The organism is Streptomyces sp. S3(2020) (assembly GCF_013044505.1).
GTDB lineage: Bacteria > Actinomycetota > Actinomycetes > Streptomycetales > Streptomycetaceae > Streptomyces.
Genome location: NZ_JABERD010000020.1, coordinates 63264 through 75227 on the forward strand (window position 1 = coordinate 63264; position 11964 = coordinate 75227).

Sequence of the window (11964 nt, forward strand, 5' to 3'; positions counted from 1 at the left end):
GGAGCACCATGACCGCCACAGCCCACCCGCTCGCCCCCCTCACCGGCGACGAGATCGACCGCATCCGCCCGGTGCTGGACCGGGCCGGCCTGCTGCGGGACACCTCGCGGTTCGTCTACGTCGGTCTCGAAGAACCCACCAAGGACGCCCTTTTCGCGTACGCGGCGGCAGGGTCGGAGGCACCCGACCGCCGCGCCCGGGTGTTCCTGCACGACATCGCGGGCGCCCCGGCACAGGACGTCGTCGTCTCCCTCACCGACGCGGCCGTGGTCGCCGTACGGACCCTGGACCCCGTCACGGACGGCCAACTCCCGGTCCTGGAGGAGGAGATCGCCACCGTCGAGGAACTGCTCACCCAGGACGAGGAGTGGCTCGCCGCCCTCAAGAGCCGCGGCCTCGACGTGACCCGGGTCCGGGTCGCCCCGCTGTCCGCCGGCGTCTACGCCGACGAGTACCCCGACGAGGCGGGCCGCCGGATCCTGCGCGGGCTGGCCTTCGTCCAGGAACACGACCGCGACCACGCCTGGGCCCACCCCGTGGACGGCCTCGTCGCCTACGTCGACATGATCAGCCGTACGGTCCACCGGATCGTCGACCTCGGCCCGGTCCCGCTCCCCACCGCGTCCTCCGGGAACTTCGACGACCCCGCCGTCACCGGACCCGCCCGCACCACCCAGCGGCCGATCGAGATCACCCAGCCCGAAGGCCCCAGCTTCACCCTCGACGGCAACCGACTGCGCTGGGAGAACTGGTCGTTGCGCATCGGCTTCGACGCCCGCGAGGGACTGACCCTCCATCAACTCGCCTTCCACGACCGCGACAAGGGCCGCGAGCGCCCGATCATCCACCGCGCCTCGATCGCCGAGATGGTCGTCCCCTACGCCGACCCGTCCCCGGTCCGCTCCTGGCAGAACTACTTCGACACCGGCGAGTACCTGCTCGGCCGCTCGGCCAACGCCCTGGAGCTGGGCTGCGATTGTCTGGGCAACATCACCTACCTCGACGCCGTCATCGTCGACGAGGCAGGCCGTCCGCGAGTCCTCCCCAACGCCATCTGCCTGCACGAGGAGGACTACGGCATCCTCTGGAAGCACGGCGACCTGTGGACGGGCTCCCACGAGACCCGCCGTCAACGCCGCATGGTGCTCTCCTTCTTCACCACCATCGGCAACTACGACTACGGCTTCTACTGGTACCTCTACCTCGACGGCACCATCGAGTTCGAGGCCAAGGCCACCGGCGTCGTCTTCACCTCCGCCTACCCGGGCGACCGACCGGACGGCGACTACCCGTACGCCTCCGAGATCGCCCCCGGCCTCGGCGCCCCCTACCACCAGCACCTGTTCTGCGCCCGCCTCGACATGGCGGTCGACGGTACGGCCAACAGGGTCGAGGAAGTCGACGTCGTCCGCGTCCCGATGGGCCCCGGTAACCCGCGCGGCAACGCCTTCACCTACCGGCACACCGCGCTGACCCGGGAGCGCGAGGCGCGGCGCAGCGCCGACATGACGGTCGACCGGGTCTGGCACATCACCAACCCCGGCACCCTCAACTCGCTGGGCAAGCCCGTCGGTTACGTCCTCCACCCGGAGGGCAAGCCGACCCTGCTCGCCGACCCGGACTCCTCCATCGCCGCCCGCGCCGCGTTCGCCACCCAGCACCTGTGGGTCACCGCCTACGACCCCGCCGAGCGCTACCCGGCCGGCGACTTCGTCAACCAGCACCCCGGCGGCGCGGGCCTCCCCGCGTACACGGCGGCCGACCGGGACATCGACGGACAGTCCCTGGTCGTCTGGCACACGTTCGGCCTGACCCACGCGCCCCGGCCGGAGGACTGGCCGATCATGCCGGTCGACTACACCGGTTTCAAGCTGCGGCCGGTCGGCTTCTTCGACCGCAACCCCACGCTCGACGTACCTGCCAACACCGCGTCCACGCACGGTTGTTGCGCCGCCGACGCCCATGAGTGAGCTGCTGCTCGCGGCCGGTCTGGCGGGGGCGCTGCTCTGTCTGGCCGGACATCTGCCGGGTTCGGTACATCGCTGGGGACCGCAGGTCATGGCGTTGGTAGGCATGGTGCTGATGGCCGACGGCCGGCTGTCCTCCGGTGCCTGCGGGGTCGGGGTGGCGTGTCTGTGGAGCGCCGTCCGGGCCTGTGCCGAGCGCCGGGGCTGGACCGGGTCCCTCGACCTCGCCGTGATGACCCTGCTGATGGCGCTCATGGCGGGCGGTACGACGTCCGGCGCCGCGCCGCATACGCACATGGACCGGCCGATCGGCGCGGTGGCCGTACTGGCCGTCGTCGCCTGGGTGACCGCTAGAGCGGGTGGGGTGATGTTCCGTCAGCTGTCGAGCCCTTCACCCGCCCCGACGCCCCAACGGGCATGGGCGTACCGGGAGTCGGGGGCCGTGCTCATGATCGTCAGCATGGCGGCCATGCTCGTATGACGCTCAGGGCTGTGCGCTCACAGGGCCGTGCGCTCGATGGGCTGTTCAGGAGAAGGATGACCGGATGCCGAAGATCGTCGACCACGACGCCCGCCGACGTCTGATCATCGGGTCGGTCTGGGCTCTCATCGGCCGCCGCGGCCTGGCCTCGGTGACCATGCGGGAACTGGCGGCCGAGGCCGGGCTCGCCAACGGCGGCCTCGCCCCCTACTTCCGCGACAAGGACGAGATCCTGCTGGCCGCCTTCCGGTACGCCTGCGACGCGACCGAGCGCCGTCTCGATCCCACCGTGGCCTCGTACGCCGAGTCCAGCGGCCTGACCGCCCTGCGCGCCCTCTGCCACGAGCTGCTCCCGCTGGACGACCTCCGGCTGCTGGAGGCAAGGGTCGTGATCGCGTTCTGCGACCGGGCGTTGTACGACCCGCGCATGTCCTCGGCGTACGAGGCCACGACCACCCGATGGCGGACGCTGATGCACAACTGCCTCGCCCAGGCCAGGATCCTCGGCGAGGTGACGACCTCCACTCCCGACGAGCGCATCGTCGAAACGCTGGTCGCCGTCGTTCTGGGCTTCCAGGCCAACGCGGTATTGACCCCGGCGGCCACCACACCCGAACGGCAACTGGAAGTGCTGGAAGGGCTGTTGGAGTCATACGCCTGAACAGCGAGAAGGACGTACACAGATCGAGGGGCTCCGACCACAGCGACGGTCGGAGCCCCTTTGGTTCGCGGACCAGCCCGTCAGAGGTAGATCGACTGCGGCCGCAGATACGACCTCAGGCCCTCGGGGCCGAGTTCGCTGCCCAACCCGCTGGCCTTGGTGCCGCCGAAGGGGGCTGCCGGGTCGGGCAGGTAGCGGTTGACCCCGATCGTTCCGGTGTGGACGCGACGGGCGACGGCCGCCCCGCGCTCCGGGTCCGTCGTCCAGACGGTGCCGCCGAGACCGTAGTCGGAATCGTTGGCGATCCGGACGGCGTCGTCGACGTCGTCGTAGGGCACGACGCACACCACCGGCCCGAAGACCTCCTCCTGCGCGAGGACCGAGCCGTTGTCCACGTCTGCGAAGACCGTGGGCTCCATGAACCAGCCCCTGTCCAGGCCGGCGGGCCGGCCGCCGCCGGTGGTGACGCGGGCTCCCTCGCTGCGGCCCTTGGCGATGTAGCCCTCCACCCGCTCCCGCTGCTGGGCGGTGGTGAGCGGGCCGATGAGCGTGTTCTCGTCCATCGCGTCGCCGATGGGCAGGCCGCGGGCGATGTCGGTGAGCAGGTCGACGACCTCGGTGCAGCGGCTGCGCGGGGCGAGGATGCGGCTGCTGAGGTGGCAGGTCTGGCCGCTGTGGGTGAGGGTCACGCGGACCAGGGCCTCACCGATCGTGGCGGGGCTGAGGTCGGCGTCGTCCAGGATGATGCCCGCGGACTTCCCGCCGAGCTCCAGGGTGACCGGGCGCAGCAGCCGCCCGCAGGTCTCGGCGATGGCCCGGCCGGCCGGCGTGGAGCCGGTGAAGGCGACCTTGTCCACACCAGGGTGCGACACGAGATGGGCGCCCGCCTCCCGGCCGCCCGGCACGATGTTGAGCACCCCGGCCGGAACGCCCGCGGCCTCGGCCGCCTCGGCGACGAGGAACGAGTCGAACACGGCCTCCGGGGACGGCTTGAGGACCACCGTGCAGCCCGCGGCCATCGCCGGTGCGATCTTGAACATGGACAAGACCTGCGGATAGTTCCACGGCACGATCGCGGCGACGACACCTACCGGGACCTGGCGCACCTCGACCGGGCCGCCCATCAGACCGGGGCGGACCTCCGAGAACCCGCCGGTGCGGGCCAGCCTGGCGTAGTAACGCAGGACCTCCGTCGGGTAACCGACCTCCAACTGCCGGGACATGGTGATCGGCATGCCGTTCTGCAGGCTGACGTATTCCGCGATGCGGTCGGCCCGCGCCTCCATCTCGGTGGCGAGGCGCTCCATCACGGCGGCCCGGCGCCCAGGATCCCAACTCGCCCAGCCGCCGCGCTCGTCGAAGGCCCGTCGCGCCGCTTCCACCGCGGTGTCGATGTCTGCCTCCAGCGCCTCAGGCACGCTGCCCAGCACCGTCTCGGTGCTCGGGTTGACGGGAGTGATGACACGGCCGGATGAGGGCCGAACCCACTCCCCGCCGACGTAGAAGTGCTCGTAGCGATCGTCCATCGGTACTCTCCTGGCCATCCGGCGCCCGCTCCGGCTCGGGTAGGGGACTTTCCCCGACCTTCGCCCCGCGCGCCGGACCCGAGGTGCCCCTGGGTGCACGGGCCGCCACCAGGGAATGCACGGGATCACCAGCCCCCTTTTCACCTGGAGGTGAGGATGCCCCGCAGGAAGACATCGAGCATGCGACAGGAGGGACGGATTCGCGCCGAGGTCGCGGTGCATCAGGCCGTCAGGAACGGACGCCCGCCCGCGCCGCCGCTCCCGCGCCGCCCACCCTGTGGGGCTGTGACGACGAACTCGCCCTGATGCGCCTCGCGGCCCGCGATGAGTCGGCGGTGGAATTCACGGGCCCCTGCGGAGCGGGGAAGATTGCCCTTCTGAAGGTGAGGTCGTCAGGAACGGCGATGGCCGGTTCCGCGGAGCCGGGGCTTCGCGGGGGAGTGGTTGGCTGACCTCTCCGTACCGGCCATCGTGTGGCATCCGGTCCGCCGGGAGTTCGTCGAATCCCTTGAACCAGATGCCACGTTCCTACGGGATCCCGCGCGGGTGGCGCGGAGCTGTCGCCGGCGCTGTGCGTGCTGTACGCGGGCGTTGCCGACCCTGCGCTAGAAGGTCAGGTTCCAGGCGTCGATCTTGCCTGTGTCGGAGGCGGCGTTGTCGTTGACGCGCAGCTTCCAGGTGCCGTTGGCGACCTCCGAGGAGGCGTTCACGGTGTAGGTCTGGGCGACGTTGTCGGCGCTGCCGCCGGTGCGGTTGTGCAGCGTGTAGACGGTGCCGTCCGGCGCCACCAGGTCGACCTTCAGGTCACCGATGTAGGTGTGCTTGATGTCCACACCCACCTTCAGGGTGGCCGGGGCGTTGCCGGTCACGCCGGTGACGGCGATCGAGCTCTCCACGGTCGCGTTGTCGTTGATCGTGAAGTCCGTGAGGTTCTCGAAGTAGGCGCCGGGCGGCGGGGTGGCTCCGACGGCCTTGAGGGCGTCGACCTGTCCCTCGCCGAAGAACGCGTTGTTGGCCGTCGTGCCCGTGCAGCGGCTGTCCGAGGGGCAGGCGATGTCGTTGGCCTGGGTGGCCAGCTTGGCGCGGATCTGCGCCGGGGTGATGCCCGGGTTGGCGCTGGCGATGAGGGCCGCCACCCCGGCCACGTGCGGGGTGGCCATCGAGGTGCCGCTCTTGCTGCCGTAGCCGCCACCGGGGACGGTGGAGTACACGCTGCTGCCCGGCGCCGCGACGTCGATGACGCCCTGCCCGTAGTTGGAGAACGAGGCCTTGGTGACGCCCGTGCCGTTGGCCGCGACCGTGACCACGCCCGGCAGCTCGGTCGGGATGTCGAGGCAGGCGTTGGTGATGGTGCGGGTGACCGGCGTCGAGTCGTTCGGGCTCGCGGAGTCGGTCGTCTTGTGGGCGAGGTCGTAGTTCTCGTTGCCCGCGGCGGCGACCTGGAGGGAACCCTTGCTCTCGGCGTACTCCTGGGCGCGCTTGACGCCCTCGATGATGGCGGCCTGGTCGATGTTGTCCGGGCAGTTGAACTGCCACGGGTCCGTGTAATAGCTGTTGTTGGTGACGCTGAAGCCGTGGTCGCCGGCCCAGACGAAGCCGCAGATGGTGTTCTCGGCGAAGAAGAAGGCGGTGCCCGGCTCGGCGACCCGGACAGCGGCGATCTTCACACCGGGGGCCACGCCGACGACGCCCTTGCCGTTCTTGGCCGCGGCGACGGTGCCCGCCACGTGGGTGCCGTGCGTGTCGACGTCCCGCCAGGCACCGGTCCGGGTGTCGGGCTTGCCGTAGGCGCAGGAGACCGAGTCGGCCGCGTCGAAGTTGGGCGCCAGGTCCTGGTGCTGGTCGTCCACACCGGTGTCCAGGATGCCGACCTTGACGGACGCGGAGCCCGGGTTCACGGCCCAGGCCTGGTCGGCCTTGATCTGGCTCATGTCGGCCCGGACCGGTTCTCCGGCCGGGGTCGTGGACTGGGACGGATTGGCCGGGAGCGCCGGGTTGTAGGCGTCGGCCGGGACGTCCGAGGTACGCGTGGCGCCGACCTGCTGCACGCCGGCGACGCCGCGCATGGTGGCGGCGAATCCGCTGGACGCCGAGTGGGCGACGATCACGCCGATGGCGTCGAAGTTCGAGAAGACGGTGCCGCCGTTGGCCTCGATCGCGGAGCGGACCGCCGAACTGTCACCGGGGGCGGTGATCACGAGGTAGGCACGCGTGCCGGCCACCCAGGCCGCAGCCTGGGAAGCCGCGGTCTCGGAAGCCGGCACGGCGGCCGTAGCGTGGGCCTTGGCGGCCGACGCGATGGAGGGGGCTACGGGAAGCGTGCCCGCGAGGGCACCCGGGGTGCCGAACGCGAGGGCGGCGCCGAGCGTGGCCGCGAGCACCAGAGTGCGTCTGGGTCGGCCGGATATGTGGGGTATCAATGCGTCCTCCGGAGACGGCCCGGCCATGCTGAGGTCACCAGCCAGGCCGTACGAAACGAGTGGTGGATGCAAGATGTCAGGTGCATGCTCCTGTGCGGAAGTACCTTTCTGTGCAGGGACGTTATAGAGGCATGGCTGAAAAGAGACATGCTCCGGGCATCGGGAGGTCGGGATCCGCCGGGAGCTCGGCGACGTCGACCGGGCCCTGGGGTATGCCGCGGCGACATACTGCTCTCTCATGCGGGTCGAAGCGCCGAGCACACGGCCTTCCTGGCCCGGGCCGGCGCGTCCGGAATGGTGATGGCCTCCTTCGTCCCCGACCGCGCGGCGCGCGAACTACGCGACCCGACCCGGCGGCGTTCCGAACTCGGCCGCGCCGCCGACTGGGAGGCCAACGGCCCGTAAGGGGACTCGAGGACACCGGGCTGAAGCTCACGTCGGTGTAGGCCGATGTGACCGGCGTGAGCAGCCGCGCCACCCTGAACGCCCCGGTCGCCGGGGACCGTTCCCCCGAGCGCGTCGCGGATCTGACCGTTGGCAAGGACGTGCCCAGATTCTGGCCCTGGCGGAGGCCTTGGATGGCGAGTTCACCGCTGCCCGGAGCAGAACGAGTCCGCGTGCGTCAACAAGTCGGGGCAGACCTGGCCGGGCCACGGCAACCTGGCGCGTGTCCTGGGCGTCGCGACGATGGCCGAGGTCAGGAACAAGCGCACTTATCTCTCCGTCAACTTCCGCCGCCTCGCCGCCCGGCGGGGAGGCGAGCGTGCCCTGGTCGGGCTCATTATCCGCTTCGAGCCCATCTCCGCTGAGCCTTTCCCATCCTCCGCTTGGCTGGCCGCTGCTTTGCCCCGCCCCGGTTGGTGAACCTACGTATTTGATTACGTAGTTCTACTGGCTTCTCCGGAAGGCGTCGTTGGGAGACTTGTCCCATGAGCTTTCTGACGGAGGCGTTGTGTCACCCCGGGGAGCGAACGCTGTCTGGTCAGTAGCGCCAGCTGAACATGGGAGAGTCCTGCGTTGGTTTCCAAGATTCGTGTCCTTCTGGGCATGCTCGTTCTCCTGGCGCTGGCCATCGGCGCCATCGCCCTGCTCGCGGCCATGAAAGCCGGTGCCATCTGGTTCACGATCGTTCCTCTCGGCATCCTCTTCATCGGCGCGTCCGTCGTCCGGTCGCTCGGATGGTTCGACAAGAAGGTCGGTAACTGAGCCCTTTTCAAGCTGACGGTGCTGACCGCGAGTTGGATGCTTCTGCGCAACGACGAAGCCCCTGGCAGATGGGTTCGCGACCGAGATCACTCGTGTCCGCCAGGAGCTTCGCGTGCTTGTCTGCCCGTCCTCGATTGATGTGTCCAGCCGCACCTTGTGGTTTCTGACCGGCCAACTGGCAGCCCGGCGGCAGGAGATCGGAACGCGGTGACGGAGCCTTCCTGCCGGACGTCAGGCTCTGCTTTCGGCATCGGGATCGCGACTGTTTACGGCTACCTACGTGAAGCCGTCTAGACCCTGGCCGCCCTCGGCCCGCCCCTGGACAAGGCGATGACGACGATCCGGGCGAAGGCGTTCGTCATCCTCGACGGCTCCCGCCACCAACTCGACCTGATCCAGGGTGAAGCCGATCGGCGGAAGATCGAGATGCGGATTCTGCTCGACTTCGTACACGTCGCCGAGTACGTCTGGAGCGCGGCCCACTGCTTCCAAAAACGCGGCACCCCAGAGGTAGAAGTCTGGTTCGCCCGCCCCCTCAGCGCGGTCCTGCACGGACAAGCCGCTCGTGCCGCCATCGAGATCATCGCCCGAGCCGACCAGGCCGACCAGGCTGGACTGAGCCGCATCCGACGCGAGGCGCCGACGCGTGTGTCCGTTGCCTCCACGGCCACCTCTACCAGCTGCGTTACGACACCGCACTCGCCGCGGGCTGGCCGACCGCTACCGGCCCGATGGAGGGCGCCAGCCGCCCCCTGATCGGTGACTGTCTCGACATCACCGGCATTCGCTGGGGCCTGGACGCTGCCGAAGCCGTACTCAAGCTCCGCGCTCTCATCGGCAGCGGCGACTTCGACACCTACTGGGCCTTGCACCTCACACGCGAGCACAACCGCATCTACCTCACCCCCGAGCAGCACAACTACGAGCTGACGGCCTGATCAGGAACGTCCTCGCCAAGGAGCTCATCCAGCCGGCTGAGCACCGACCCAAACGTCAGGGCCTCAGCAGTCCACCCACCCACCAGTCGTGCGGATTGCCGTCGTTGGCGATCCCGCGGTTACACAGCGTCCCTTCGACGGTGAAGCCCAGCTTCTCGGCGACGGCACGCGAGCCGGCGTTCCCGACCATGGCCCACCACTCGATGCGATGGACGTCGAGCGCGGCCCAGCCCCAGTCGCACAGCGCCCGCGCGGCCTCGACCGAATAGCCGCGGCCGCGCTGCTCCTTGACCGCCCAGTAGCCGAGTTCGAAGACACCCCGGCTCACCCTGGTGAGGCAGTAGGAGCCGACGAGCGCCCCGCTGTCCTTACGGAACGCACCAAGGGTGTAGTCCTTGTCGGTGGCCCAGCCCTCGGGCCAGTCCTCACAGACCCTCTTCTCAGCGTCCTCCCGCCGGTAGGGCACGGGAACCGGCGTATAGAACTGAATGTCCTCGTCCTGGCAGGCGGCGTACACCGCATCCACGTCCCCCGCCGCGAAGGCCCGCAGCACCAGACGGTCGGTCTCAAGAGTCACCGGATCCATTGCGGCAGTATGAACACCACCCGCCAGCGGCGACCAACGATTATCCCAGCAACACCCCAGCTCCGTCTGTCCCCGAGAAGGAGAGCTATACCCATCGCCGATCGGCGGGTCGGCCGCAGGGTGCGGATCATCTCCATTGGGCCGTCCTGGGACTTCGCCTGGCCCATGACAGTGCCCGCCTGGACCGCGCGGGCTGCGGTCGAGTGTCCCTCTCGGTCAGTAGCCGAGACTTGTCGTGTAGGCGCACTCGGTATAGATGTAGCCCGGTTCCAGTTTGGCGGTGTCCGAGGCCGGGGTGTCGCTGATCCCTTGCTGGGACTTGTGGACGAAGTAGGTGGTGCCGGCGGGCAGGCTGATGGTCTTCTGCGGGTACTTCTTGCCGCTGTCGCTGCACGGTTTCGAGTCGAACCCGAGAGAGCGGCCCAGCGAGGAATAGGTGGAACAGCTACCGCACGCCTTGAGGGTGAAGCTCCCGGTGACCGGGCCGGTGTACAGGACGGTGATCTTGTCGGGGCTGTCGTTCTTGACGGTGACGGCGATGCTGCCGCCTGAACGTGTGGTGGGCAGACGCTTGCCGGCCGCCGGAACCGTCTGGGCGACCTCCGCGGCGATGGCCACCTTCCGGGCGAGACTCCGCTTGGGGCTGTCGGGGTTGTCGTCGATGAACTTGTCCATGGTGGTGATGGCGTCGCTGAAACTGCCGTCCTTGTACTGATCCACACCGCAGTTGTACGTCCCCGACGCCGCGTTCCGCTCCGCCCGGTCGGCGGCCTGGTCCAGAGCCTCGGTGAGTCCGGCCTCCTCTCCGGACACGCTGCGAATCTGCGTCGAGAGGGAGCCGAGGTGCTCAACGGCCGCGCAGGGGTCACTGCCGCCCACCTCTGTGACCGCCTCGCCCACCATGGTGTCGATGGCCGGCCCCACTTTGCGCGCCTGTTCGGACTTCGGGAACGTCGTCAGCAGTTCGCTCCAGTGCCCGGTCCAGGACGCGCTGTCGCCGCTCAACGACTCCGTCCCGCACTCGTAGAGCGAGGTCGCCAGCCGGTCGTCGGGCCAGGTGGAAAGGGAACCGAGCGTCTTCTCGTCCATCGTGCGCGGCACGGTACGCAGGTACTTCAACGGCGCCACAGCCCCGCAGTAGTTGTTCTCCGCGTACGCGGCGCCGACAGTGGTGTAGTAGGTCTGGAGGCGGTTCGGCACCTGCGCGGCAGCCCGTGACGTCGGATGATCCGCGGCCAGACCTTGGTAGATGGCCAGGGCCCTGCGGAATTCGGGTTGCGCCACGTCGAAGGTCTGCGACCCGGTCGACTTCACCAGCTCGTCCGCTGTGGCCAGACGGTCCAGGAGCATCTGCTGGGTGGCCTCATCACGTGCCTGGTCGTACAGGAGGTATCCGCCGGCGGGTACGGCCAGCAACACGACGCTGGACACCGCCGCGACCAGGGAACTCGGCAACCACGCCAGACGCGTGCGCAGGCCCACCCGCGCACCGTGCACACCTGCCGCCGCCAACAGGATCAGGTATAGGACGAGCAGGGGGCCTGGCGGCCCGTTCGGATCTGCGGGCAGTGCCAAGACCAGCAGGATCCCTGTCGCCACCAGGCACGCGAGCGCCAATCCCCAACGGCGGACGACGACGTAACCCAGCCCCAGGCCGCTGAGGTTCAACAAGCCCACCGCGAAAGCCCGCCAAGGGTCCGCGGGAGCTGCCGGCGGCGCGCTCGGCATGGGCGGAACAGTAAAGTCCGGATGTGCGTTCTGATCCCAGGACATGACGGCTCCCCCTAGTCAATCACGCCCGAATTCCCCGAGTTGATAGTGTACGGCCAATTCGGGAAGGATTGCAGAGGGTGAACCGAAGGGGTGCGGTTCGGCCGAGTGCGTCCCGTTCGAACAGCGCCGTACCGTCCCAAGACCGCTAGCAAAGGTGAACAGGCCCACCGTCCTCGCCCGCCCGGTCGTCCTCCTCCTGGGCCGTCGCGCCTACGGTGTCTGCGCGCGGTAATGGCCGAAGGTGACCGATTCCGCGCGCGGAGGCGATCTCGCGAAGCTGACGTTCCCGGTCCTGCTGGGCAGCAGGTTCCGGCTGTTCCTGGAGGGCGTACGGCTCGTCGCGTCGCCCGAGGACCTGTGAGGGCCTGTCGCCGAATCCGAGACCCCAGACCCCAGACCCCGGAAC

Annotated in this window: 10 protein-coding genes; 5 read left to right on the top strand and 5 right to left on the bottom strand. The window is 69.1% G+C overall.

The window, feature by feature from the left end:
- The first annotated feature begins 8 nt into the window (after positions 1-8).
- From HLK59_RS09765 to HLK59_RS09775, 3 genes are all read left to right on the top strand, one after another.
- The gene (locus HLK59_RS09765) at positions 9-1970 is read left to right on the top strand and encodes a primary-amine oxidase (protein WP_171140919.1); all 1962 of its coding nucleotides are present in this window, start codon (positions 9-11) and stop codon (positions 1968-1970) included.
- Complete coding sequence (locus HLK59_RS09770) at positions 1963-2448, top strand: hypothetical protein (RefSeq protein ID WP_171140920.1); 486 nt, start codon at positions 1963-1965, stop codon at positions 2446-2448. The genes HLK59_RS09765 and HLK59_RS09770 overlap by 8 nt, the downstream gene beginning before the upstream one ends.
- A gap of 64 nt (positions 2449-2512) precedes the next feature.
- Positions 2513-3109: a TetR/AcrR family transcriptional regulator gene (locus tag HLK59_RS09775; RefSeq protein ID WP_171140921.1), complete on the top strand. Its 597-nt coding sequence runs from the start codon at positions 2513-2515 to the stop codon at positions 3107-3109.
- Between the two features lie 80 nt (positions 3110-3189).
- Here HLK59_RS09775 and HLK59_RS09780 read toward each other — a convergent pair whose 3' ends face one another.
- Both HLK59_RS09780 and HLK59_RS09785 read right to left on the bottom strand, forming a co-directional pair.
- Positions 3190-4635, bottom strand: coding sequence for an aldehyde dehydrogenase (locus HLK59_RS09780; RefSeq protein WP_171140922.1), 1446 nt, complete (start codon positions 4633-4635; stop codon positions 3190-3192).
- A 605-nt stretch (positions 4636-5240) separates the two neighbouring features.
- Positions 5241-7016 (bottom strand): S8 family serine peptidase, encoded by a 1776-nt coding sequence (locus tag HLK59_RS09785; protein ID WP_171140923.1) that lies wholly within the window; start codon positions 7014-7016, stop codon positions 5241-5243.
- Between the two features lie 1086 nt (positions 7017-8102).
- Here HLK59_RS09785 and HLK59_RS09790 point away from each other — a divergent pair.
- Positions 8103-8261, top strand: a complete 159-nt coding sequence (locus HLK59_RS09790; protein WP_240982299.1) for a hypothetical protein — start codon at positions 8103-8105, stop codon at positions 8259-8261.
- 276 nt (positions 8262-8537) lie between these two features.
- Here the strand turns inward: HLK59_RS09790 and HLK59_RS09795 are convergent, their stop codons facing one another.
- Complete coding sequence (locus tag HLK59_RS09795; protein ID WP_171140925.1) at positions 8538-8819, bottom strand: hypothetical protein; 282 nt, start codon at positions 8817-8819, stop codon at positions 8538-8540.
- 173 nt (positions 8820-8992) lie between these two features.
- On the opposite strand from HLK59_RS09795, the gene HLK59_RS09800 reads away from it, so the two are divergent.
- Complete coding sequence (locus HLK59_RS09800) at positions 8993-9199, top strand: hypothetical protein (protein ID WP_171140926.1); 207 nt, start codon at positions 8993-8995, stop codon at positions 9197-9199.
- A gap of 55 nt (positions 9200-9254) precedes the next feature.
- On the opposite strand, the gene HLK59_RS09805 is transcribed toward HLK59_RS09800, so the two are convergent.
- Together HLK59_RS09805 and HLK59_RS09810 are read right to left on the bottom strand one after the other, a co-directional pair.
- Positions 9255-9785: a GNAT family N-acetyltransferase gene (locus tag HLK59_RS09805; RefSeq protein WP_171140927.1), complete on the bottom strand. Its 531-nt coding sequence runs from the start codon at positions 9783-9785 to the stop codon at positions 9255-9257.
- Positions 9786-10001: 216 nt separating this feature from the next.
- Positions 10002-11558 carry a hypothetical protein gene (locus tag HLK59_RS09810; RefSeq protein ID WP_240982300.1) on the bottom strand — a complete coding sequence of 519 codons (1557 nt, stop codon included), beginning with the start codon at positions 11556-11558 and terminating at the stop codon, positions 10002-10004.
- Between the last annotated feature and the right edge of the window lie 406 nt (positions 11559-11964).